This is a genomic window from Amycolatopsis melonis (genome assembly GCF_040064235.1).
In the GTDB taxonomy this organism is placed as follows: Bacteria; Actinomycetota; Actinomycetes; order Mycobacteriales; family Pseudonocardiaceae; genus Amycolatopsis; species Amycolatopsis melonis.
This window is the reverse complement of record NZ_JBDZYD010000023.1, coordinates 13,746-37,180: the sequence shown is the minus strand read 5'-3', so window position 1 is coordinate 37,180 and position 23,435 is coordinate 13,746. Positions and strand designations below refer to the sequence as shown.

The window sequence follows — 23,435 nt, the reverse complement described above, 5'->3', positions numbered from 1 at the left end:
CCGGGTCCTCAGCGGCGGCCGACCGCCGCCGCGCCCTGCAGTTGCGCCCGCATCTCCGGGGTCAGCTGCTGGCCGACCCGCTCCACCAGCAGGGTCATCTCGTAGACGACCAGGCCGATGTCGCTCTCCGGCGATCCGAGGACCGCCAGGCACGAACCGTCGGAAACCGACATGAGGAAGAGGAAGCCGTTGGCCATCTCGACCACGGTCTGCGCCACCGTGCCGCCCTCGAACACCTTCGCCGCGCCGCGCGCGAGGCTGGTCAGCCCCGACGCCACCGCCGCCAGCTGGTCCGCCCGGTCCTTCGGCAGGCCTCGCGAAGCCGCCAGGAGCAGGCCGTCGGCCGACACCACGACCGCGTGGGCCGCGCCGGGCACCCGGTGCACGAAATCCGTGATCAGCCAAGCGAAGCTGCCGGCACTACCCGCCTTCGCCTGCGCCTGGCCGTTCGGCTGCGCGGCGCCACCCGGCTGCATTGCACCCGCCCGTGTCACTTTCACTCCTCACTGCTGTCTGTGGTGTTGCCACTCACCGGAACCCCGTTGCCTTCCAGCCTCTCCCCGGCCGGGCGTTCCTTCAACGCGTGCCGTCCCGACGTGTAGCCACGCTGGAAGCTTGCCATCCGGCTCCGCGCCGCGGCCGCCGAGCGGGTGATCGCACCCGTTCCGGGCATGCCTGCGGTGGCGTCCGCGAAGTTGTTCTGGGCCGGTGCCTCGGGCGCCGGGCTGCTGATCGACCCCGGCACCAGGTAGGCGTTCGGGATGCGCTTGGGCAGCCCGGCCGGGGTGATCTCCTCGTTCTTGGACTCCAGCAGCGACTGTGCCGCCTGCCAGCCGTCGTCGGACGCGCTGTGCCAGCCGTCGTCGGGCGGGAGCAGCGGGTGCCGGGTCGCCGCGGTCGGCTGCAGGTCGTCCGCGGGCCGCTCCTCGCCGGAGCCGGTGAGCGGCGGCAGGTTCGGATCGTCGCCGTCGGCCTGCGGCGGCGCCGGGTCGGCAGCCGAGTCGTCGCCCTCACTGAACCAGCGTGACAGCACCGACTGGTAGATGGGCAGCCGCCGGGTGGGTACGTCGTCTTCGAGGGCCGACGAGCCGACCTCCTCCGCGGGCGGCGGCGACGGCGGCGGCTCCTCGGGCGGCACGAACTTCGGCTCGCGCTTGGGCAGCACCAGCGGCGCGAACTGCGTGTCACCGGTGCCCGAGCTGGCGCCCTCGCCGTTCGCCGACGGCGTCAGCGGGGCCAGGTCCTCGGCGGTCGGCCACGCGGGCGTCTCGGACTTGGGCAGCTCGGGCGACAGGAACGGGCCCGCCGCGCGGCCGCCGCTGACCAGGTCGTCCAGGCTGATCGGCTGGTCGAGCGGGACCAGCCCGCCCTGGTTCGCCACCGGCGCCGGCGACGGCGGAGGCGGGGGCAGCGGCGTCGGCGCCGACGACGGCGGCACCGGGGTGTGCGACTGCGTCTGGTCGAAGTCCGAGCGCGCGGCCGGGATCGGCGGGATGCTCGGCAGCGACGTCGACGTCTCGGAGCGGGTCGGCGGCGGCGGGGCCTGCCGCTGCATGCCCGGGCGGAGCGGGGTCAGCAGCTCGGCCGGGACGACGACGCGGGCGATGACGCCGCCTTCGATGTCCTCGTTCTCGCGCAGGCGGACCTCGATGCCGTGCCGCTTGGCCAGCCGCGAAACCACGTACAGACCCATTCGCCGGGTCACCGACACGTCCAGGTCCGGCGGGTCGGCCAAGCGCGCGTTGACCTCGGCCAGCCGCTCCTCGCTCATGCCGACACCGTGGTCGGTGACCTGGATGGCGAGCGCCTTGCGGCGGGTCACCACGGCCCGCACGATGACCTTCGTCTCCGGCTCGGAGAAGTAGGTCGCGTTGTCGAGCAGCTCGGCGAGGACGTGCACGAGGTCGTGGATCGCCAGGCCCTGGACCGCGACGTCGGGCACGATGCCGACCTCGATCCGGGCGTACTGCTCGATCTCCGACACCGCGGCGCCGATGACGTCGGCGGCGGGCACCGGCTTGGGCACCGACTTGGCCAGGCCGGCGCCGGAGAGCACCAGCAGGGACTCACCGTTGCGCCGCAGCCGCGTCGCGAGGTGGTCCAGCTCGAACAGGCTGGCCAAGTGGTCCGGGTCCTGCTCGTCGGCCTCCAGCCGGTCGATGACGCCGAGCTGGCGTTCCACCAGCCGCTGCGACCGGCGGGACAGGTTCACGAAGATGCCGTTGACGTTCTCGCGCAGGAGGGCCTGCTCGGCGGCCATCTTGACGGCCTGCTCGTGGACGATGTCGAACGACCGCGCGACCTCGCCGATCTCGTCGCGGGAGGTGACGGGCACCGGCTGGACGGCCTTCTTCGAGGCGCCGACCGGGTCCGGGTCGTCGAGGATCGCCTGCACGGTCTCCGGCAGCCGCGTGTAGGCGACGTCCAGCGCGCTCTTCCGCAGCACCCGCAGCGGGCGCAGCATGAGCCGGGCGACGACGAGCATCAGCGCGATCGCGGCGGCCAGCGCGGCGAGCACGACGGCACCGCCGATCCACGCCGAGTTGACCGCCTGCGTGGCCAGGTCGTCCGCGCGCGTCTTCAGCTGGGCCAGCAGGTTCGACTCGACCGCGTGCAGCTTGTCGGCCGACACGGTGCTGTCCTTGCTGAGCGCGGTGGTGTCGATGCTCGGTGCCTCACCCAGCTGGGCGAGGGAGAACGCCGCGGTCTGGATCCGGCGGCGGTCGTCGACCTCCGGGCCGGAGTACGTGTCGTTGTAGAGCTGGCGCTGGTCGTCGTCGGCGTTCGCGAGGAAGGACTGGACGGAGGCGTCCGCGCTGGAGGCCGACGCGCGCGTCTGGTCGAGCAGGTCGCCGAAGAAGTTGCCGCGGAAGGCGGCGATCTGCAGCTCGGCGTCGGAGCGGGTGGTGAACTCCTTGGCCTCGCTGATCGCCTGGGTGCTCGTGCCGAGGCGCAGCACGTCGCGGTCGGTGACCGCGGTGGTCACCTCGCGGCCGAGCTCGATGAGCGAGTCGAGGACGCCCGAGTAGGCGGTCATCACCGTGATGTCGGGCAGGCCGTTCGCGCTGGTGAACGCCGCGCGCAGCGGGCGGAGGGCGTCGAGGCGCTGCAGACCGCGCGTGTAGCGGTCCTTGGTGGCCTGGTCGGGGTAGTCGAGGGTGCCCGCCGCATTGCGCAGGTCGGCGACCTCGCGGTCGACCTTGGCGATCTGCGCGTCCAGCCCGGTCTGCAGCAGCGGGTTGTTGGACGCGATCCGCGCGACGGCCAGCGAGCGCTCGTTCTGCAGCTCGTGCACGACCGTGGTGACCTTGACGGCGAACGCGACCTGGTCGGCGGTGCGCTGGAACTCGACGGCCTCGCGGGCGTCGTCGACCACGCGCAGCGCCCCCAGCGCCAGCGCGGTCAGCGTCGGGATGATCAGGACCGCGGCCAGCTTGGATCGCAGCCGCCAGTCGCGCATGCCGGAGAACCATCCGGACTTCCGGCCCGGATCCGCTCCGGGCGACTGCGCGGGGGTCCCTCCCGCCCCCGCGGCGTCTTCGTTCGGCACCGCCGCACCACCATCGTCGTTCGTGCTCGTGAAACCCTGGTCGGACCAGCGCCCGCCAGGGCGCATCACGTTCTCCTCAGCCACTCGTCTGCACGCTCCCGGCGCTCCGGCGCACCCGCCGGTCGGAAGGAGCCCAGCGCAAGACGCTACCCGTACGGGTGAAAAGATCGTCTTCGACGGGGTTGCCCGAACCCCGTCCGGCCGGACGGAATCGGTTCAGCCTGAGCATCACGGTCGGGTCCCTGCGCTGGTCCTGCATCGGTCAGTTCGTTCGGCCCAGCCCACCGGCGCGGCGGCTTGTGCCCGGCCAGGCAGTGGCCACTGCGGGGATGTTTCTCTCAGGAGAATCACAGTGTGTCCTGGTAAACCGAAGTGGATCCTCTTGATCGGCCATCCAGGCACTCTCTCTCACTACATCGGAGGTTGATACCTCCCCGCAGGTGCAGAGGGTAGCGAACGGGCGGGGAAGATGTAACCCTCCCGACAGGACGCACTCGATGTTGCACAGCGTTCGCTCAGCGCGCGCACAGGCAGTCGTCCCCGATTCGGGAACCGCCCTCTACGCTGCGTGAACCGCTACGGCGAGTGGAGCAGTGGGTCTAGACCAGAGGCCGAAAGAGTGACATGCGCCACCCTCCTGGGTAGTGATCCAACCCGTTGTGAGCGAGCAGTCACGTTCTCTACAGTGGCCCGCGTGGCTCTCCCGGGAATGAGTCACGCACTTCCACTGGAATCGGTTCACGAACCGTCACTTTCGTCAAGGGAGCAGGCCTTGCTTGGAAACGCCATGAGCAGTGGCCGGGTTCGCACTCGCCGCGCCGCGCTCGGGCTCGCCCTCACCGTCGCAGCCGTCACAGCCGTCAGCGGCTGCAGCGCGCTCGGCTCGGACGACTCGAACGCCTCGTCGAACGGGGGCGGCCTGGAGAAGTCGAAGATCAAGGTCTCGATCATGCCGACGGTGGACCTCGGGCCGTTCTGGCTGGCGCAGGACGGGGGCTACTTCAAGGCCGAAGGGCTCGAAGTCGAGCAGATCATCGCCAAGAGCGGCCAGGAGTCGATGACGAAGGCGCTCTCCGGCGAAGCGGACATCGCCCTTTCGACGTACACGCCGTTCTTCGTGGCCAAGAGCAAGGGCGCCGCCGACATCCAGCTCGTCGCGGACGGCACGTCGGTGAACGCGAAGAGCAACGCGATCGTGACGGTGCCGACCTCGCCGGTGAAGACGGTCAACGACCTGGCGGGCAAGCGGATCGCGATCACCGCGCAGAACACCGCGTCGGACATCCTCACCAAGTCCGTCATGAAGGACCACGGCGTCGACTTCAGCCAGGTCAAGTGGGTCACGATGCCGCTGCCGAACATGGCGGCCGCGCTGCAGCAGAACCAGGTGGACGCGGCCTACATGCCGGAGCCGATGCTCACGCAGGCGGCGAAGATCGCCGGCGCCACCCCGGTCATCGACATCAACACCGGCGCCAGCCAGGACTTCCCGCTGACCGGCTACGGCTCGACGACGAAGTGGGTGCAGGCCAACCCGAAGACCCTCACGGCCTTCCAGCGGGCGATGAAGAAGGCCACCATCGACGCGATCAACGACCGCTCGAAGGTCGAGCCGCTGCTGGTCAAGTACGCGAAGATCGACGAAGACACGGCCAAGCTGCTGACCCTGCCCGGCTACGGCTCCACCCTGGACGCCCGGCGTCTGCAGCGGGTGCCGGACCTGCTGCTCCAGATGGGTGTCATCACCAGCAAGGTCGAGGCCGCGCCGATGATCGCTCCGCAGGCGACGAGCTGAGAACGTGACGAAACTGCTCCGCGGCCTGGCCGGTCTGGCCGGCTTCCTCCTGCTCTGGGAGGTCGTCGTCCAGGCCGGCCTGGTCAGTAAGACGTTCATCCCCCCGCCCAGCGTCGTCCTGGTCACCGTCGGGCAGCTGCTCGGCGACGGCGAATTCCTCCGCGACGTCGTCGCGACGATGCTGGCCTGGCTGATCGCCCTCGCGATCGCCATCGCCATCGGCGTCCCCGCCGGGCTGCTGCTGGGCAGCATCCCCGCGCTGCGCACGGCCACCGCCGCGATCGTCGAGTTCCTCCGCCCGATCCCGGTCACCGCGCTGGTGCCGCTGGTGCTGCTGGTGATCGGCTCCGGGCCGGACGCGAAGATCTCCCTCGCGGTGTACGCGTCGCTGTGGCCGATCATGTTCAACACGATCTACGGCATGGGCGAGATCGACCCGGTGCTGATGGAAACCGCACGCGCGTGCGGGACCAGCCGGTTCCGCATGCTCTCGTCGGTCGCGCTGCCCCAGACCGCGCCGTTCGTCTTCACCGGCGTCCGGCTGTCGGCGACCATCGCGCTGATCGCCGTCGTCAGCGTCGAGTTCCTGGCCGGTTCCCAGCTCGGCCTCGGCAGCTTCGTCCTCGTCGCCAGCACCGGCTCGATCCGGTTCGACCTGGTGCTGGCGGGCACGGTCGTCGCCGGCACGCTGGGCTACCTGATCAACGAGGGGCTCGAGCAGCTCGGCAAGCGGTTCTTCCGGTGGAGCACCGTCGACCGGGAGGCGATCGCGTGAGCACCGCAACCCTTTCCGGCCGCGTCGGCAGGCGGGCCGTGCGCGGGGCCACCGCGATCCTGCGCAACTGGCTGCTGTTCGCGATCCTCGTGGTCGTGTGGGAGTTCGCTGCACGGGCAGGCGGCAGCAAGTACTTCCCGCCACCGACCGAGATCGCCGTCGCCGCCGCGAAGCTGTGGTTCACCGGGCCCGCGTCGCACCTGTTCCTCACCGACGCGGTGTTCGACAACGTGTTCCCCAGCCTCGGGCGGACGCTCGGCGGCTGGGTGCTGGCCGCGCTCGCCGGCATCCTCCTCGGCGTGCTGATCGGCCGGTCCACGACGGGCATGGACTACGTCGGCCCGCTGTTCGCGTTCTTCCGCTCGATCCCGCCGCCCACCCTGATCCCGGTGTTCGCGGTGCTGTTCGGGCTCAGCTCCGGCATGCAGATCGGGTCGATCATCTTCGGCGCGGTGTGGCCGGTGCTGCTCAACACCGTCGACGGCGTCCGCTCGGTCGACCAGGTGAAGGTGGAGACCTCGCGGTCGTTCCGCACGCCGAAGCGGTACTGGCTGACGATGGTGGTGCTGCCCGCCGCGGCGCCGAAGATCTTCGCCGGGCTGCGGGTGAGCCTGTCCATCTCGCTGCTGCTGATGGTGGTCTCCGAACTGGTCGGCGCGTACAACGGCATCGGCCGGTCGCTGATGAACGCCCAGCAGGACTTCGAGTTCCCGACCATGTGGTCGTGGCTGGTGCTGCTCGGCATCCTCGGCTACGTCTTCAACACGATCTTCCTGGCCGCGGAGCGGCGGGTGCTGGCCTGGCAGCCGACCCGCCTCGGCCGCGGCTGACGCTGGAAAGGCCTCTCCCATGTCCACCATGCTCGAAGTTTCCGGCGTCAGTCACCGGTACGGCACCGGCGCGAAGGCGCACACCGCCGTGAACAACCTGTCGTTCACCGTCGAGGCGGGCCAGCTGGCCAGCATCGTCGGCCCGTCGGGCTGCGGGAAGTCGACGCTGCTGCGCTGCATCGCCGGCCTGACCCCGCCGACCGAGGGCACGGTCAGCCTGCACGGCGACCGCGTCGACGGCGTGCCGGACGACCTCGCCGTCGTGTTCCAGGACTACAGCCGCTCGCTGTTCCCGTGGCTTTCGGTGCAGAAGAACGTCGAGTTCCCGTTGCGCTGGCGGCCGATCTCCAAGGCGGAGCGGCGGGCGCGCGCGGCCGAGGCGCTGGAGCACGTCGGCCTGTCCGGCGTCGGCGGGAAGTACCCGTGGCAGCTGTCCGGCGGCATGCAGCAGCGGGTGTCGATCGCCCGCGCGCTGGCCAGCCGCCCGGCGCTGCTGCTGATGGACGAGCCGTTCGCGTCGGTCGACGCCCAGACGCGGTTCGAGCTGGAGGACCTGACCCGGCGGGTGCAGCGCGAGCAGGGCAGCACGATCCTGGTCGTCACGCACGACATCGACGAGAGCGTGTACCTGTCCGACCGGGTGCTGGTGCTGTCGAAGTCGCCGGCGTCGATCGTGGCGGACCTCCCGGTGGGCCTGCCCGCCGAGCGCGACCAGATCACCACCCGCGAGTCGGCGGAGTTCGTGACCCTGCGCGGCGAAGTGGCCCGCCTGCTGCACGGCGGCACCCCGGAGGCGGCCGCGGCCGCCTCGGACGCGGCGGAGTGGGAACTGGCCGAGCAGGCTTCGGACACCGCGGAGACCAAGACCGCCGGCTGACCCGGCGTCGTGAGTGAGAAACAGGGTTAGAACACTGTTTCTCACTCACGACAAGCCGCGGCAGACCACGCGCTCGGTCAGTACAGCGTCCGGTCCGACGGCGCCACGCGGACGTGGACCAGCGTCGGCCGCGGGTCGGCCAGTGCCGATCGCAAGCCAGACACCAGTTCCGACGGCTCGCCGATCGTCATGCCCTGGCAGCCCATGCTTTCCGCCAGTGCCGCGAAGCCGATGCCGCCCAGCTGGGTGCCCGGGAGCTTCTTGCCGCCGATCGCGTCGCCGAGGATGCGGACCGCCGCGTACTCCGAGTTGTCCAGGATCACGAACGTCACCGGCAGCTCCTCGCGGGCCGCCGTCCACAGGGCCTGGATGCCGTACATGCTCGAACCGTCGCCGACCACCGCGACCACCGTGCGGTCCGGGCGGCCCAGTGCCGCGCCCACCGCTCCCGGGATGCCGTAGCCGAGCGTGCCGCTGGCCATCGTCAGGAAACCCGTGTCCGTCGCGGTGATCGGCAGGTACTCGTGCAGGATCCCGCGGTGGCTTGGCGCCTCCTCGACCACCAAGGCGTTGTCCGGCAGCAGCTCCGCCAGCGTCGCGTAGACGAACTCGGCGGTGAGCCGCTCCCCGCCCGGCTTTTCCGGACGCAGCATCGGCGACGGCGCCTTCCGCGCGCTCCGCCCGACGGCGTTGAGCAGCGCCCGGATGCCCAGCTTCGGCGTCGCGCGGACACCGGTGCCCTCGAAGGCGCGCGCCAGGACCTGCTCGTCGTCGCTGACCAGGTACAGCGGCGGCAGCGGGGCGTCCCCGCGGCCGCGGTCGACGTGGTAGGTGAACGCCGGGGCGCCGAGCACGACGACCAGGTCGTACTCGGCGAGCGCGTCGCTCACCGCGCCGCGCTCGGGGTCCAGGAACCCTTGGAACAGCGGGTGGTTCTCGGGGAACGAGCAGCGGTAGGACATCGGCGCGACCCACACGGCCGCGTTGAGCCGCTCGGCGAGCGCGACGGTTTCGACGACCGCGCCGTCCTGGTCGACCGCTCCCCCGACCACGATCGCCGGCCGTTCGGCCGCGTCGAGCGCCGCCGCCAGCTCGTCGACGGCCTCGGGATCCGGGGCGAAGCCGCGGATGCGGGGCCGGGAGATCGACGGCCGCTCGGTGACCGCGGCCCAGTCGTCGGCCGGGACGGACACGAAGACCGGGCCGGACGGCGCCTGCGTCGCGACGTGGTAGGCGCGGGCCAGCGCGGCCGGGACGTCCTCGGCGCAGGCGGGCTCGACCGACCACTTGACGTACGGCTTCGGGAACTCCGGCGCTTCCATCGCGCCGAGAAAGGGTTCGTGCGGCAGGAGCGAGCGGATCTGCTGCCCGGCAACGACGATCAGCGGCGTCCGGTTGCGGTAGGCGTTGAAGACGCTGCCGAGCGCGTGCCCGACGCCGCCGGCGGAGTGCAGGTTGACCAGCACGGCCTGGCGGGTGGCCTGCGCGTAGGCGTCGGCCATCGCGACGACGGCGGACTCCTGCAGGCCGAGGACGTAGGCGAAGTCGTCCGGCCAGTCGGTGAGGAACGGGACCTCGGTGGTGCCGGGATTGCCGAACACCGTGGTGAGACCGAGTTCGCGGAGCAGCTCGCGGGTGGCGTCCAGGACCGTGCGCTTGATCATGCCCCCAGGTTAACGTTTAGCCTTGCGAAGGAAATCCCCCGAATGCCGTCCGGGGCCGCGGCAATCCGCCGCGGCCCCGGAGCCGGCCTGTCAGCCGATCAGGCCCGACAGCCCGGTGCCCTTGAAGGAACCCCAGCCCGTCACCTGGTCGTAGCCCGTCCCGGCGGCGAACCCGGTCGTGCCGTGCAGGGAATTGTTGCCCGTCGTCACGTCGTGGAAGCCCGTGCCGTAGGAGGAGCTGTTGCCGATCGAGTAGAACGTCGGGTTCAGGTTGCCCAGGTCACCGCCGTGCACCTGGGTCTGCAGCGCCGCGAAGGCCGCCCACAGCGGGGCCGCGCCCGACGTGCCGCCCACCTGCTGCCACGCGCCGGCACTGTAGATGGTGTAGCCCGAGGTCGGCGACGCGTCCGCGGAGACGTCCGGCACCTTGCGGTTCGTGGTGCTCTGCGCGGACTGCCACGACGGCGCGGCGAACAGCGTCGAGATGCCGCCGCCGGTGGAACCGCCGCTGTCGCCGTTGTTCCAGGTCGACTCGCTGCTGTAGGTGTTCGACGACGTCACCGACAGCTGCGTGCCGCCGACGCCGGTGACGTTCGGGCTCGACGCCGGGAAGTCGACCGCCTTCGCCGTGGAACCGGTCTGGCGGTAGCAGTCGGTCGTGCCGTCGTCGCCCGCGGCGGCGAAGTACGAAATGCCCTCCGCGGTGCCGGTCGCGATCGCGGAGCTGACGCTCTTCGCCTGGCTCGATCCCTCGGCGGATTCGCAGGCGCCCCAGGAGATCGAGACGACGTCGACGGTGTTGTCCGACGCGATCTTCTGGTACATCGCCAGTTCGCCCGCGCCCGAGTTCGGCGCCTCGTAGACGTATCCGTGCGTCGCGGCGGCCAGCGCGTGCACGACCTCGATGTCGAGCTCGACCTCGACCTGGCCGTCACCCGGCGACGAGTCGTAGTTGGCGCCGTTGACCGAGACGGTGGTCAATCCGCCCGAGGTCAGGCCGTACGTGCTGTCGTACTTGGTGATGTTGGCCTTCTGGTAGCCGTCGAACTCGACGAAGCCGACGCTCACGCCGCTGCCGGTCGCCGCGATTCCGCTGGTGCCGTAGGCGGTCTTGAGGACCGGCGGGGTCACGGCCTTGACGACGTTCGGCTTGGCGACCGCGTGCGACTTGTGTGTCCGCAGCGCGTGGTTGTCGAGGCCGACGACGTTGCCCACCACGGCGGAGACGTCCGCGGGCAGGGCCGGCGCGGCGTCGTTGGCGAAGAAGTCCCGGCCGGAAACCCGGTCGTGGTAGGTCCCGATCCGGGTGCGGAACGCCGATTCGAGCTGGGCGGCCGACCCGGTGAACGTGATGGCCTGGCGGTTTCCGGAAACCTCGATCCCGGTCGCACCCGCTTTCCCGAGGAATGAGACGGCCTTGTCGACATCGGCCTGGGTCGGGCCGAATCGGGCATTGAACTGCGCCGGGGTCAGGAAGTGGTGGTATTGCGGTGAAGTCGGGTTCTGGACGTCGGCGAGAAACTTTTCGAGCGCCTGCTGGTTGTGCAGTTTCAGCGACAACGCCGCGGTGATCGGCCGGTCGGGCGCGACGTCGCCGGTGCGGGCGCTGTTGACCAGCGGCGCGGCGTTGTCGGCCAGTGTGACCAGGGGTTCGGTCGCCGCGGTGGCCGGAACGGCCACGGCGAGACCGAGCAACGCCGGCAGCGGCACGGCGGCCGCGACGAGCTTGCGCAAGCGCATGGGGGATTTCCTCTCGGCGGTGGGGACCGGGCCTGCGCGAATTCCCTCGCCGCAGGTTGCCGAGAAGCATAAGAAGCCGTACTCACGCCGAGGAACCTACTTTTGTCTGGCCTTCGGCGGATCCCATTTTCGTTTTCCGCGAGGTTTACCTTCTCATGGTAAGACGATTATTGTCCGGAATGCCCGGACATTTCGACGCGTTCAACGATCTCCCGCGCGAGCGGGTCGCCGCCGAACCGGGCCGCCGCGGCGGCCAGGGTCCGCAGCCGCTGCCGGGTCCGCGGCGAGCGCAGTGCCCCGGCCAGCTCGATCGCCTCCTGCCCGACGGCGGCGGCGACGTCGAGATCGCCGTCGAGCGCGTGCACGGTCGCCAGCCACCCCAGGGTCAGCGAGCGGCTGCGGGGCATCTCCGGACCGTAGGCGGCGACCGCCTCGGTCAGCGCGGGGATTCCCTCGCGCCCGTGCCGGACGTCGACCACCTGGGCCAGTTCGGCGTGCACGGTGCCGATCATCGCCGCCAGGTCGGTGGGCCCGAAGAAGGCCGCCCACGGCGACGGTTCGGTCCCTTCGGCGGCGGCGAACTCCTGGCGGGCGCGGTAAAGGTGCGCCAGCGCGGCCCCGGCGTCGGCTTTCCTGGCGTACGCCCACGCCTGGTTGGCCGACAGGACCGCCTGGGCGAGCGGGGACCGCGCCCGCAGCGCAGCCTCCCGGCCCCGTGCGAACTCGGTCAGCGCGGGGTCGACGACGTCGTAGTGCAGCAGCAGCCGCCCGGCGCGGTACCGGATGTTGGCCTGGAGGTCGTCGTTCCCCGCCTCGGCGGCGAGATCCATCGCCTGGGCGAACGCCTCGAGGGCGGCCTCGGGACGGTCCTCGTCGAAGCTCGTCCAGCCCGCGAGGTTGTACAGATCCGCGACGACGGTGTACAGCCGCGGGCGGACGGCGTCCCGCATCGTGCCGCTCAGCAGCTTCACGGCTCCGCACAGCTGGACCTCTACGGCCTCGCGGCAGGCTCCGCCGCCGTAGCGGTAGTCACGGGCACGAAGCCGCGCAACGGTTTCCTCGAGCCGGCACACGTCGGTGAGTCCCACGCGCATGCGTCATTCCCCGCCGGGACGGCCCGGCGCCTTGCCCTTCGGGGTGCCCGCCCCGGGCAGCACGCCGGCGGCGGTCAGCACCACGCCGGTGGCGGTTTCCGCGAGCTTGACCGCCGCCAGGACACCGGTGAGCGCGAGCGAGCCGCCGAGACCCAGCCGGGCGAACTCGTCTTCGGAGGTTTCGGGACCGCGTTGACGCGGTATCGCGCCGGTCACGATCCGGCCCTCCGGCTTGCCGCCGAGGCACTCTGGCGATATTCACGCGGAATCAGCCTTGCCAAGGCGCCGGAAATCCATCTCGCGGCGGGCAGCCTGCTTTCCCGTTGCACCCTCATCGAATTGACAGCGAACCGAATACGCGCACCCACAGCGCCACCCTCCTGCGCCACCTGTCGGAAATTGCCACTGTTTCACGACATCAAGCCCACGATAGCCAGCGCCTGCCACAGCATCAGCCGCCAAGCAGACCAACAACGGCATTGCACGTGCACCTGCACAACCGACGTCCGGCACGCATTCGCAAGGGGCGAATGCAATTTCGTTTCGATTGTTCGGGGAATCGGATACGGGTGCGCGCGGCGGATCAGGATTTGACGAGATCCACCCAGGTACGCACCGCGTCCGCGGTCACCGGCGACTGCCACCCACCCGGCCGCACCGCCCCACCGACATGGAACCCGCGCACCCCGCCCGCGCGCAAGAGATGCACCTGCTGCGCCCGCAAACCGCCGCCCACGAGCAGTTCCGGGCCGCTCTCGCGCTGCGCGAGCCGCTGCAGCACCGAAAGCCCGCTCGCCACGCCGTCCGGGTGGCCCGCCGCCAGCACCGTGTCGCAGCCGAGGGACGCCAGCTGGTCGTACGCGCGCACCGGGTCGCGCGTGCGGTCGATGGCGCGGTGGAACGTCCAGGGCAGCCCGTCGATCTCCTTGATCAGTGCCTCGCACGCGTCCAGGTCGATCTCGCTGTCCACGGTGAGGAAGCCGAAGACGAACTCGCGCGCGCCCGCCTCGATCAGCCGGGCGGTGTCCGCGCGCAGCCCTTCGAGGTCACCGACGGCGAAGGAACCGTTGTCCCGCAGCATGACCCGCACCGGGAGGTCGGTGGCCGACAGCACGTCCCGCAGCGTCTCCACCGACGGCGTCAGGCCGTCCTGCGCCATGTCCGCGACCAGTTCGAGGCGGTCCGCTCCGCCTGCCTGCGCACCTTCGGCGTCCGCCGCGTCCAGCGCGATCACTTCCAGCAGGGGCGTCTTCGAGCTCATGCCTCAATCCGTTCACTGGTTCCGGGTGTCGTCTCCCCTCGCGTGCCGCCCTCGCCGGAAGCCGCCTTGCAGGCTCGTCATCCGTTCGCGCACCGCTTCCGGGGAGAGTGAGAGTATCGGCCGCTGTTCGGGCACCGCTCCCGGGCTGGCCGCCGCATCCGCGGGCTGCAGGAACGGCCAGGTGTCCTCCGCGCCGTCCTCTTGTTCCAGCTCGGCCGGGGTGGGCCAGTGGTACTCGGGCTCGACCGCCGCGGGCGGCGGCACCGGCGGGAACTGCGGATCGGTGTCCTCGTCGTCCGGGTTCGGCGCGGGTTTTTCACGCGAAAGTGCGGTGTCGCCGGAAGAAGCGCCACTTTCACGTGAAAGTGGCGGGCCGGCAAGTGCGTGCCGCGGCTGCGGTTCGGCGGGCCGCCGAACCTGTTCGGCGGGGGGCCGCTGCGGTTCCTCCGCGACGGGCGCGGGCGCAGCGGCAGCCGGACGCGGCTCGGCGGGCCGCCGCTGCGGTTCCTCCGCGACGGGCGCGGGCGCAGCGGCAGCCGGACGCGGCTCGGCGGGGCGCCGCTGCTGTTCCGGTTGCGCGGACGCGTCGAACCAGCGGGACAGCACGTCCCGGTAGGCGGGCATCCGCTCGGTCGGGGCGTCGAGGTCCAGGTGGTTGTCGTCGTCGGCGGTCGGCCAGTCCGGCGTGTGGTCGCGGGCCACCACCGGCGCCCGGCGCGGCGGACCTGCCTCGATCGACGGCGGAGTCAGCTCTTCCGGCTCCGGCTCGGGTTCCGGTTCCGGCGACACCAGCGGCGCCAGCAGCTCGGGTTCGGGGGCCGCGGGCGGCTCGGCGGGCGGCGGCGGGACGGGCATCGGCGGCAGCTCGACGATCAGGTCCGACGGCACCAGCACGGTCGCGACCAGCCCGCCGTCCTGGCCCGCGCTCAGCTTGACGTCGATGTGGTGGCGCGTGGCCAGCGTCGCGACGACGAACAGGCCCATCCGGCGCGAGACCTCGACGTCGACCTCCGGCGGCTGTGCGAGCCGCGCGTTGGTGCGGTCGATCTCCGCCTGCGGCATGCCCGCGCCGTGGTCGATGATCTCGATCTGCCAGTCCCCGTCGTGGGTTTCGGCGCTGGCGACGGTGACCGGCTCGTCGCCGGAGTAGCGCGTCGCGTTCTCCAGCAGCTCGGAAATGACGTGCACGAGGTCGTTGACGGCCTCGCCGCGGACCGCGACCTGCGGTGCCGGGCCGAGCTCGATGCGCTGGTAGTGCTCGACTTCCGAGAGCGCGGCGCCGACGATCTCGTCGGCAGGCACCGCGCCGGCGTCCTCGCGGGCCGAGTCGTGGCCGGACAGCACCAGCAGGTTCTCGCTGTTGCGCCGCATCCGCGTCGCGAGGTGGTCGAGTTCGAACAGCCCGGCGAGGGTGTCCGGGTCCTGCTCGTCGGCCTCCATCCGGTCGAGCACCGACAGCTGCCGCTCGACGAGGTCCTGGCTGCGCTGCGAAAGGTTGACGAACATGGCGTTGACGTTTTCGCGCAGCATCGCCTGTTCACCGGCCAGCCGGACGGCTTCGCCGTGCACCGCGTCGAACGCGCGCGCCACCTGGCCGAGTTCTTCGCGGGTGAACACCGGCACGGGCGCGACGGCCAGCCGTTTCCGCAGGTTCTCCGGCGCGGGTTCGGGGTCGGTGAGCAGGTTCTGCACGGCCGCGGGCAGCCGGTGCTCGGCCACTTCCAGAGCCGTGCGGCGCAGGATCCGCAAGGGGCGCAACAGGGATCGCGCGATGACCACCGACAGCACGCCCGCGACGAGCAGGACGCCGAGCACCACGCCGCCGTCCCAGAGCGCCGCCGTGCGCGCCTGCGCCGCCAGCGCGTCCGTGCGTTCCTGCAACTGGACCAGCAGCGCCTGCTGCACCTGGTGGGTGAGGTTGACCGTGTGGGTGGCCGAGGTGTCCCACTGGTTCGGGTCGAGGCCGGAGAGGTTCTGGCCGTTCTCGGTGCGGGTCAACGCGGATTCGACCATGTCGTTGCCGATGTCGACGACGAGCCCGATCACCGTGTCGTCGAACATCCGCTGCTGCTCGGGCGTGGCGAACGTGCGGTAGTCGTTGCGGGCGGCGGCCAGCTCGGCTTCCGCGCCGAGCAGCGCGCGCGTGCGGTCGCGGTTGAGCGAGCCGGACGCGAGCGCCTCGGCCATCACCGCGCGCTTGACCGACATCTGGTCCTTGACGCGGGCGAGTGCGTTGCCCGCCAGCCGCATCCGCGCCAGTTCCGGGTCGGAGACGTCGGCGGCGGCGGAGTCGCTGATGTCGAGCAGGCCGGAGATCAGCTCGCTGTAGGACCGCAGCACGGCGTCGGCGGGGAACGCCGAGTGTTCCGCGGAAAACCGCAGGCCGCCGAGGACGCGCAGCCGGTCGTCGGTCTGCTGCAGGCTTTCGGCGGCCTTCGCGTCGAGCCGCGGCTTGCTCTCGCCCAGCGTCCGCTCGAACGTGCCGATGGCCCGGTCGACGCGGCCGCGCTGGGCGGTCAGCTCGGCGGTGTCGCCCTGGCGGTTCTGGGCGACGAACCGGACGGTGAGGTCGCGCTCGCGCTGCAGTTCGTGCACGGCTTCGGCGACCGTGCTGTCGACGCGCCCGCGCGTGGCGAACTCGGCGAGCTGCTGGGCGTCCTGGAGGTCGGACTGGATGCGGAGGCCGACGAGCGCGATCACGGCCAGCGCGGGGATCAGCAGGACGGCGAACAGCTTCGTGCCCAGCCGCCAGTTCCGCAGCCGCCACCGGCCGCCTGCCGCACGTGGATCCGCCGCGTCGCCGCCCTTGCGGGGACGCTGTTCGCGACGGGTCACCTAAGTTCCTTTTCCGCCGCGGGCGGGAACCCGCGGATCCGACGACAGCTCGAACCTACTGAACGGTAGCCCGCCCCATGAAGATCCGAAAGCCGTGCTGGCGCGAGACGGCCCTGCCCGCGATCGTATGGGGCGCGGACCATACGATCCAGCACGAGAACCAGATTCTCGCGGTAGGTGAAGGTGCATGAGCAGACGGGCACGGACGATTCCGCTGGTGGCGGCGCTGCTGGCGACCGCGGGATGCAGCGTGTTCTCTTCCGGCGCTCCGGCCGCCCCGCCGCCACTGGAACGGACCACCCTGCGCGTCGGTGTGGGCAACGCCATCGACACCGCGCCGCTGCGGATCGCCGTCGCGGCCGGGAAGTTCGGGTCCGCGGGGCTGAACGTGCAGCTCGTCGAGCTCGGAGCCGACGACGGCCTGGCAAAGGTGACGGCGGGCGACCTCGACGTCACTTTCGCCTCCGACATTGCCATCTTCCGCGCCGCCGCGGGCGGGACGGCGTTGCAGCTGCAGGGTGAGGCCTACACGGCCGGGCCCGGCACGATGGCGCTGGTCACCCTGCCCGGCTCGGAATACACCGAGCCGACGGCGAAGCGGTCGCCCGAAATCGCGGTGAACATGCTCGACGACATCGGCGCGCTCGTCGCGCGTTCGGTGCTGGGCACCGCGGGCGTCGACGAGGCGAGGATCAAGTTCCGGCAGGTGCCGTTCGACCGGATGCCGCAGGCGCTCCAGGCGGGCGACGCCGACGCGGCGCTGATGATCGAGCCGTACATCACCCGCGCGGAGAAGGACCTCGGCGCGCACATCCTGGCCGACGGTGCCCGCGGCTCGACGCTCGACTTCCCGCTGTCGGGCTACGCGTCGGCCAAGCCGTTCGCGCAGGCCAACCCGCGGACGCTGGCGGCGTTCCGCACGGCGCTGGGCGCGGCCCAGCAGAGCGCGCGGGACCCGGCGGTCGTGCGCGACGCGCTGCCGAAGTTCTCCGACATCGACGAGACGACGGCCGCGCTCATCTCCCTCGGCTCGTACCCGGCGTCGCTCAACGGCATCCGGCTGCAGCGCGTCGCCGACCTGATGCACAACTCCGGGTTGCTGGGGAGCCGTCTCGACGTCCAGACGCTACTGCCGGACCAGGGCGGTTATTAGCTTCCGCCAAATCTGCACTTGGTCTACTTTTGCACTCAGTCTACTTGAGGAGTGCACGATGCCCGACGTCCTGATCGCCGGAGCCGGCCCGACCGGCCTGCTGCTGGCCGCCGAACTCGCTCTGGCCGGAGTTTCGGTGACCGTCCTTGAACGCCGGGCGGGTCCGGGACTCCCGCGGCCGGTCGGGCTCCAGCCGCGCACCGCCGAGCTGCTCGACCTGCGCGGCCTCGACCCGGCCGACGGGGAGGCCGACGGCCCCAGCGGCCACTTCGCCGGGCTGCCGGTCCCGCTGGACCACAGTGCGTGGCAGACCCGTCACCCGCGGGTGATCAACCGGACCCAGGACGACGTCGAAGCGATGCTGGCCCGGCACGCGACCCAGCTCGGGGCGGACGTCCGCCACCACGAGGTGACCGAGGTCGACGTCGACGCGGACGGCGTCACGGTGGACGGCATCCGGGCGGGCTGGCTGGTGGCCTGCGACGGCGCGCACAGCACGGTCCGGAGGCTGCTCGGCGTGCCGTTCCCCGGTCGCACCGAGACCTACGTCGCGACGCTCGCGCACATCAGGCTGGCGGCCGCGTCCGAGCTGGTCCCGGCCCGCGCCGCGCACTTCAGCGAGGTGACGCGGCAGGCGAACGGCTACTGGTCGATGCTCACGCCGCTCGGCGACGGCGCCCACCGGTTCGTGTTCGGCTCCACGACGGCACAGCCGGGCCGCGACGCCCCGGTGTCGGACACCGAAGTGACCGAAGCACTCAACGCGCTGTACGGCGCCGAGACGCGCTTGGGCGAGCTGTACGGCGCTTCGCGGTTCAACGACGCAACGCGGCAGCTGGAGCAGTACCGGCACGGCCGGGTGCTGTTCGCGGGCGACGCGGCACACATCCACCCACCGCTCGGCGGGCAGGGCCTCAACCTGGGTGTCCAGGACGCGATGAACCTCGGCTGGAAGCTGGCGGCAACGGTCCGCGGCACGGCACCGTCCGGGCTCCTGGACACCTACCACGCCGAACGCCACCCGGCGGCCGAGCGCGTGCTGCGGCACACGGCGGCCCAGCGCGTGTTCACGGCACCGGGGCGGAGCGAGAACGTCGAGGCGCTGCGCGAGATCGTCATCGACCTGATGCGGCTGCCGGACGCCAACCGCTACTTCAGCGGCCTGCTGTCCGGCCTCGGCCTGGCCTACCCGGGCGCCACCCGCGTCCCCGACCTCGACCTGACGACGGCCACGGGCCCGACGCGGCTGTCGGCGCTGCTGCACAGCGGCCGCGGGCTGCTCCTGGACCTCGGCGACCACCCGCTGCCCGCGGGCTTCACGGGCCAGGTCACCCACGTCCGCGCGGCCACCCCGGACCCCGGCTACCGAGGCCGTCTCCTGCTGGTCCGGCCAGACGGCTACGCCGTCGACCCAGCCGACCTGACCAGGTGGTTCGGCTAGCTTCGCGCCCCGCCCAAACGCCCCAATGTGGCCTTCGGTGCGTTGAATCAGTGCTGCGGCGCGAAGCGCCTCCGTTGAGGGCGGTGGCGGGGGCATGGATGGAGCACCGAAGGCCACCTTGGGGCGCTCTGGCGGCTCGGGAACCGGCGGGCTAGATGTTCTCGCCGGGCGGGGCCAGGCACACCGTCCGCCGCGGTGGGCCCGGGTAGCTCAGGACCTGGTCGGCGTCCTCGCAGGTGTTGTCGCCGCGGTAGCCGGTGAAGACCTCGGCGCGTTCCTTCGCCGCCGGGTCGGCGCAGCTGACCTTGGCGATCTTCGCCTCGTCGTCGACGTCGCGCAGGCAGTCGCCGGTCCGGACGTTCAGTGCCAGGCAGAGCGTCCGGCCGGAGGCGCTGCCCGAGCTGAGGCGGAACTTCACGTAGTCGCCGGAGCCGCACGCGATCGTCCCGCGGTAGGCGTTCTCGACCTTGTACGTCGCGTTGTCCGCGTTGCAGGCCACGCGGTGGTAGGCGAGCTTGCTGCCGGCTTCGCGCGTCAGGTACAGGCAGTCGCCGTCGGAGGGCGGGCCGCTCGCGTTGATCCGGGAGATGCCCAGCGCGCCCAGCGAGCCGAGGGCCAGCGCCAGGACGACGCACACCGCCAGCGTGATCCGCACCTTCGTGGTGAACCAGTGCGGGATCGCCTGCTGGCCTCCGGGCGGCGGCATCGGGGAGGGCGTCGTCGCGTAGGCCGGCGGCGAGAACGGGTTGTCGTCGGACGGTGGTGTGGTCAACGTGCCCTCCAGTGATCCCCTCGGCACCTCGGCCCACCGGCGGACCGCGACGGGAGCGGGCCGGAGCGAGGCACGTATAACAGTAGTTGTGACTGATGGCCCGCTGATCGTCCAGTCCGACAAGACCGTGCTCCTGGAGGTCGACCACCCCCAGGCCGACGACGCGCGGATCGCCATCGCGCCGTTCGCCGAGCTGGAACGGGCGCCGGAGCACGTGCACACCTACCGGATCACGCCGCTGGCGTTGTGGAACGCGCGCGCCGCCGGCCACGACGCCGAGCAGGTCGTCGACGCGCTGACGACGTACTCGCGCTTCCCGGTGCCGCAGCCGCTGCTGATCGACGTCGTCGACGTGATGGGCCGGTTCGGGCGGCTGCAGATCGCCAACCACCCGGCGCACGGGCTGGTCATGTCGACCACCGACCGCGCGGTGCTGGCCGAGGTCGTCCGGAACAAGAAGATCAGCCCGATGCTCGGCGCGCGGATCGACGAGGACACCGTCGTCGTGCACCCGTCCGAGCGCGGGCGGCTCAAGCAGGCGCTGCTGAAGGTCGGCTGGCCTGCCGAGGACCTCGCCGGGTACGTCGACGGCGAAGCCCACCCGATCGCACTGGAGGAGACGGACTGGCGGCTGCGCGACTACCAGCGGCAGGCCGCGGAGGCGTTCTGGGCGGGCGGCTCGGGCGTCGTCGTGCTGCCCTGCGGGGCGGGCAAGACGATGGTCGGCGCGGCGGCCATGGCGAAGGCGAAGGCGACGACGCTGATCCTGGTGACGAACACGGTGGCCGGGCGGCAGTGGAAGCGCGAGCTGGTGGCGCGGACGTCGCTGACCGAGGAGGAGATCGGCGAGTACTCCGGTGAGAAGAAGGAGATCCGGCCGGTCACCATCGCCACCTACCAGGTGATCACCCGCAAGACCAAGGGCGAGTACAAGCACCTGGAGCTGTTCGACTCGCGGGACTGGGGCCTGGTCGTCTACGACGAGGTCCACCTGCTGCCGGCACCGGTGTTCCGGATGACGGCGGACCTGCAGTCGCGGCGGCGGCTCGGCCTGACCGCGACGCTGGTGCGGGAGGACGGCCGCGAGGGTGACGTCTTCTCGCTGATCGGCCCGAAGCGCTACGACGTGCCGTGGCGCGACATCGAGGCGCAGGGCTGGATCGCCCCGGCCGAGTGCACCGAGGTCCGCGTGACACTGACCGACGCGGAACGGCTCGAGTACGCCACGGCCGAGGCCGACGAGCGGTACAAGCTGGCCGCGACGGCGATGACGAAGACGCCGGTGATCAAGTCGATCGTGGCCAAGCACGCGGGCGAGCCGACGCTGGTCATCGGCGCGTACCTCGACCAGCTGGAGATGCTCGGCGACGAGCTCGACGCCCCGGTGATCCAGGGCGCGACCCGCAACAAGGAGCGCGAAGAGCTGTTCGACCGCTTCCGCCGCGGCGAGATCCGGACGCTGGTGGTGTCGAAGGTCGCGAACTTCTCGATCGACCTGCCGGAGGCCTCGGTGGCGATCCAGATCTCGGGCACGTTCGGCTCCCGCCAGGAGGAGGCCCAGCGCCTCGGCAGGCTCCTGCGCCCCAAGGGCGACGGACGGCAGGCGCACTTCTACTCGATCGTCTCGCGCGACACGGTCGACACGGAGTACGCGGCGCACCGGCAGCGGTTCCTCGCCGAGCAGGGCTACGCGTACCACATCGTGGACGCCGACGACCTGCTCCGGCCGCTCTGATCTTCAGCTGAACTGCGGATCGGCGCCGTGCCGCCGGAGCAGCTCGATGAGGTCACCGCGGCCCCGGTAGGCGAACAGGGGCGTGTTCCCGTACTCGTTCCTTTCCGGCTGACGGCGAAGTCACGACCCCAGATAACGCAGGACCGCCAGCACCCGGCGGCTGTACCCGGCCGACTGCGGCAGGTCGAGCTTGTCGAAGATCGCGTTCGCGTGCTTCTCCACCGAGCTCTGCGAGAGGTACAGCAGTTGCGCGATGCTCGCGTTCGTGTGGCCCTGCGCCATCTTCTCCAGGACGTCGCGCTCGCGCGAGGTCAGCCGGGCAAGGGCGACCTCGTGGGACGTGCGGGCGAACAGCCGCCGGACGACCTCGGGATCGAAGGCCGCGCCGCCCTCGGCGACCCGGGACAGTGCGTCGAGGAACTCGCCGACCTGGGCAACACGGTCCTTGAGCAGGTAGCCGACCCGGCTGCTGTCGCCGCTGATGAGCTGGGCGGCGTAGCGCTTCTCGACGTACTGGGAGAGGACGAGCACCCCGGTTTCCGGCCACTTCTCGCGGATTTCGAGCGCGGCGCGCAGGCCCTCGTCGGTGTGGGTCGGGGGCATGCGGACGTCGGTGACGACGACGTCGGGCCGGTGCCGATCCGCCGCTTCGAGCAGGGCCTTGCCGTCGCCGACCGCGGCGACCACGTCGTGGCCCTCCTCGAGCAGCAGCCGCACCAGTCCTTCGCGCAGCAGCGTCGAATCCTCCGCCAGGATCACCCGCACGGCAGCACCGCCTGCACGACCGTCCCGCCGCGGGGCGGACTGTCCACAGTGAACTCCCCGTCCGCCGCCGCCACCCGCCGCAGCAGGCCGGCGAGCCCGCCGGTCAGGGAGATCCGGGCCCCGCCGCAGCCGTCGTCGGTAACCTTGACGACGACGTTCCTCTCGCGGCGCCGGACGTCGATCGTGATCCATGTGGCGCCGGCGTGCTTGACGGCGTTGGTGACCGACTCCGAAACGACGAAGTACGCGACGGTCGCCACCGGGGTCGGCGGCGATCCGGTCAGCGCATAGACGAGCTGCACCCGGATCACCGCCCGCTCGGCGAGCGATTCGAGCGCGGCCTCGAGGCCGCTTTCGTCGAGCGCGACCGGATACACCCGCCAGGCGACGTCCCGCAGTTCGCGCAGGGCTTCCTGGGATTCCTCGTGTGCCTGCCGGACCAGCTCGGAGTCACCGGTGCGCCGGGCCCGGCCGAGCAGCAGGCCCAGTGCCACCAGCCGCTGCTGCACACCGTCGTGCAGGTCGCGTTCGATGCGGCGGCGTTCGTCGTTCACCGCATCGACGACTTCCGCACGGGTGGTGGCCAGGAAGTCCATCCGGCGCTTCAGCAGCGTCCAGCGGCTCGGGCCGAGGAACCGCTTGGCCAGCCGCCGTTCCAGCGCCGCGACGCCGGTGATCCCCTGTATGCAGAGGAACACCGCCATCGTCGCGAGCGCGGCGACGACCAGCCAGTCGACGACGGACCCGGCACCCTGCCCGCCGGGTGCCCGCCCGGTGACCAGCTGCCCGATGTAGACGACGGCGGCCACCAGCCCGCCGCCGATGCACACCCAGACACCCAGCCCGAGCAGGCCGGCGAGCGTGCGCAGCACGAGGAACTGCAGGGCCCGGCGGTTGTCGTAGTCGCCGAGGTTGTCGATGTCCAGGTACCGCCACAGCCGGGTACGTTCGAGCTCGGAGAGCCGCCGGGCGCCGCGCTGGACGACCTTCCGGCTCGCGGGCACGACGAGCAGGGGCGCGCCGAGGAGCAGGTACAGCACCCCGGCGAGCGCGGTGAGCGCGCCGAGGCCGACTCCTGCGGCCGTGCGCGCGGCGTAGATGATCACCGCTTCAGGCTAGCCAGGAGGCGGGGCGGGCGTATTGCGGTT

Annotated in this window: 18 protein-coding genes; 7 read left to right on the top strand and 11 right to left on the bottom strand. The window is 71.3% G+C overall.

Annotated features, from left to right (window positions below; all coding sequences use genetic code 11):
* Positions 1-8 precede the first annotated feature (8 nt).
* Both ABJI51_RS42420 and ABJI51_RS42415 read right to left on the bottom strand, forming a co-directional pair.
* Entirely contained in the window at positions 9-476 is a 468-nt protein-coding gene (locus ABJI51_RS42420; RefSeq protein WP_348956923.1) for a roadblock/LC7 domain-containing protein, read from the bottom strand.
* Between the two features lie 20 nt (positions 477-496).
* On the bottom strand, positions 497-3,616 hold the full coding sequence (locus ABJI51_RS42415) for a sensor histidine kinase (protein ID WP_348956868.1): 3,120 nt from the start codon (positions 3,614-3,616) through the stop codon (positions 497-499).
* Positions 3,617-4,337: 721 nt separating this feature from the next.
* Here ABJI51_RS42415 and ABJI51_RS42410 point away from each other — a divergent pair.
* Genes ABJI51_RS42410 through ABJI51_RS42395 form a run of 4 tightly spaced genes read left to right on the top strand, consistent with a single transcriptional unit; the run spans position 4,338 to position 7,827 of the window.
* Positions 4,338-5,345 carry an ABC transporter substrate-binding protein gene (locus tag ABJI51_RS42410; RefSeq protein WP_348956867.1) on the top strand — a complete coding sequence of 336 codons (1,008 nt, stop codon included), beginning with the start codon at positions 4,338-4,340 and terminating at the stop codon, positions 5,343-5,345.
* A gap of 4 nt (positions 5,346-5,349) precedes the next feature.
* Positions 5,350-6,120, top strand: coding sequence for an ABC transporter permease (locus tag ABJI51_RS42405; protein WP_348956866.1), 771 nt, complete (start codon positions 5,350-5,352; stop codon positions 6,118-6,120).
* Positions 6,117-6,950: an ABC transporter permease gene (locus ABJI51_RS42400; RefSeq protein WP_348956865.1), complete on the top strand. Its 834-nt coding sequence runs from the start codon at positions 6,117-6,119 to the stop codon at positions 6,948-6,950. The genes ABJI51_RS42405 and ABJI51_RS42400 overlap by 4 nt, the downstream gene beginning before the upstream one ends.
* Before the next feature lie 19 nt (positions 6,951-6,969).
* The gene (locus ABJI51_RS42395; RefSeq protein WP_348956864.1) at positions 6,970-7,827 is read left to right on the top strand and encodes an ABC transporter ATP-binding protein; all 858 of its coding nucleotides are present in this window, start codon (positions 6,970-6,972) and stop codon (positions 7,825-7,827) included.
* Positions 7,828-7,904: 77 nt separating this feature from the next.
* On the opposite strand, the gene mdlC is transcribed toward ABJI51_RS42395, so the two are convergent.
* The 6 genes from mdlC to ABJI51_RS42365 all read right to left on the bottom strand — a co-directional run bounded on the left by mdlC (position 7,905) and on the right by ABJI51_RS42365 (position 16,421).
* Complete coding sequence (gene mdlC, locus ABJI51_RS42390; RefSeq protein ID WP_348956863.1) at positions 7,905-9,491, bottom strand: benzoylformate decarboxylase; 1,587 nt, start codon at positions 9,489-9,491, stop codon at positions 7,905-7,907.
* Positions 9,492-9,581: 90 nt separating this feature from the next.
* A complete protein-coding gene (locus tag ABJI51_RS42385) occupies positions 9,582-11,231 on the bottom strand; it encodes a S53 family peptidase (protein WP_348956862.1) in 1,650 nt (549 codons plus the stop codon).
* Positions 11,232-11,398: 167 nt separating this feature from the next.
* On the bottom strand, positions 11,399-12,325 hold the full coding sequence (locus tag ABJI51_RS42380) for an NsdA family TPR-like regulatory protein (protein ID WP_348956861.1): 927 nt from the start codon (positions 12,323-12,325) through the stop codon (positions 11,399-11,401).
* 3 nt (positions 12,326-12,328) lie between these two features.
* Positions 12,329-12,541 (bottom strand): hypothetical protein, encoded by a 213-nt coding sequence (locus ABJI51_RS42375; RefSeq protein WP_348956860.1) that lies wholly within the window; start codon positions 12,539-12,541, stop codon positions 12,329-12,331.
* 367 nt (positions 12,542-12,908) lie between these two features.
* Positions 12,909-13,586, bottom strand: a complete 678-nt coding sequence (locus ABJI51_RS42370; RefSeq protein ID WP_348956859.1) for a copper homeostasis protein CutC — start codon at positions 13,584-13,586, stop codon at positions 12,909-12,911.
* A 12-nt stretch (positions 13,587-13,598) separates the two neighbouring features.
* Positions 13,599-16,421 carry a sensor histidine kinase gene (locus tag ABJI51_RS42365; RefSeq protein ID WP_348956858.1) on the bottom strand — a complete coding sequence of 941 codons (2,823 nt, stop codon included), beginning with the start codon at positions 16,419-16,421 and terminating at the stop codon, positions 13,599-13,601.
* 187 nt (positions 16,422-16,608) lie between these two features.
* Here ABJI51_RS42365 and ABJI51_RS42360 point away from each other — a divergent pair, with 187 nt between their 5' ends.
* The gene (locus tag ABJI51_RS42360) at positions 16,609-17,574 is read left to right on the top strand and encodes an ABC transporter substrate-binding protein (RefSeq protein WP_348956857.1); all 966 of its coding nucleotides are present in this window, start codon (positions 16,609-16,611) and stop codon (positions 17,572-17,574) included.
* Between the two features lie 58 nt (positions 17,575-17,632).
* On the top strand, positions 17,633-19,015 hold the full coding sequence (locus ABJI51_RS42355) for an FAD-dependent monooxygenase (RefSeq protein WP_348956856.1): 1,383 nt from the start codon (positions 17,633-17,635) through the stop codon (positions 19,013-19,015).
* Positions 19,016-19,166: 151 nt separating this feature from the next.
* Here ABJI51_RS42355 and ABJI51_RS42350 read toward each other — a convergent pair whose 3' ends face one another.
* The gene (locus ABJI51_RS42350; RefSeq protein ID WP_348956855.1) at positions 19,167-19,787 is read right to left on the bottom strand and encodes an LppU/SCO3897 family protein; all 621 of its coding nucleotides are present in this window, start codon (positions 19,785-19,787) and stop codon (positions 19,167-19,169) included.
* Positions 19,788-19,875: 88 nt separating this feature from the next.
* Between ABJI51_RS42350 and ABJI51_RS42345 the strand changes: the two genes are divergently transcribed.
* A complete protein-coding gene (locus ABJI51_RS42345) occupies positions 19,876-21,522 on the top strand; it encodes a DNA repair helicase XPB (RefSeq protein WP_348956854.1) in 1,647 nt (548 codons plus the stop codon).
* A gap of 120 nt (positions 21,523-21,642) precedes the next feature.
* On the opposite strand, the gene ABJI51_RS42340 is transcribed toward ABJI51_RS42345, so the two are convergent.
* Positions 21,643-22,287, bottom strand: coding sequence for a response regulator transcription factor (locus ABJI51_RS42340; RefSeq protein ID WP_348956853.1), 645 nt, complete (start codon positions 22,285-22,287; stop codon positions 21,643-21,645).
* A complete protein-coding gene (locus tag ABJI51_RS42335; protein WP_348956852.1) occupies positions 22,278-23,393 on the bottom strand; it encodes a sensor histidine kinase in 1,116 nt (371 codons plus the stop codon). The genes ABJI51_RS42340 and ABJI51_RS42335 overlap by 10 nt, the downstream gene beginning before the upstream one ends.
* Positions 23,394-23,435: the final 42 nt, after the last annotated feature.

What these genes read in the sequence shown, in the direction of transcription:
- ABJI51_RS42395 (WP_348956864.1), top strand. Translation starts at nt 6,970, where the DNA reads ATGTCCACCATGCTCGAAGTTTCCGGCGTCAGTCACCGGTACGGCACC.
- mdlC (WP_348956863.1), bottom strand. Translation starts at nt 9,491, where the DNA reads ATGATCAAGCGCACGGTCCTGGACGCCACCCGCGAGCTGCTCCGCGAA.
- ABJI51_RS42380 (WP_348956861.1), bottom strand. Translation starts at nt 12,325, where the DNA reads ATGCGCGTGGGACTCACCGACGTGTGCCGGCTCGAGGAAACCGTTGCG.
- ABJI51_RS42415 (WP_348956868.1), bottom strand. Translation starts at nt 3,616, where the DNA reads ATGCGCCCTGGCGGGCGCTGGTCCGACCAGGGTTTCACGAGCACGAAC.
- ABJI51_RS42420 (WP_348956923.1), bottom strand. Translation starts at nt 476, where the DNA reads ATGCAGCCGGGTGGCGCCGCGCAGCCGAACGGCCAGGCGCAGGCGAAG.
- ABJI51_RS42370 (WP_348956859.1), bottom strand. Translation starts at nt 13,586, where the DNA reads ATGAGCTCGAAGACGCCCCTGCTGGAAGTGATCGCGCTGGACGCGGCG.
- ABJI51_RS42360 (WP_348956857.1), top strand. Translation starts at nt 16,609, where the DNA reads ATGAGCAGACGGGCACGGACGATTCCGCTGGTGGCGGCGCTGCTGGCG.
- ABJI51_RS42385 (WP_348956862.1), bottom strand. Translation starts at nt 11,231, where the DNA reads ATGCGCTTGCGCAAGCTCGTCGCGGCCGCCGTGCCGCTGCCGGCGTTG.
- ABJI51_RS42355 (WP_348956856.1), top strand. Translation starts at nt 17,633, where the DNA reads ATGCCCGACGTCCTGATCGCCGGAGCCGGCCCGACCGGCCTGCTGCTG.
- ABJI51_RS42410 (WP_348956867.1), top strand. Translation starts at nt 4,338, where the DNA reads ATGAGCAGTGGCCGGGTTCGCACTCGCCGCGCCGCGCTCGGGCTCGCC.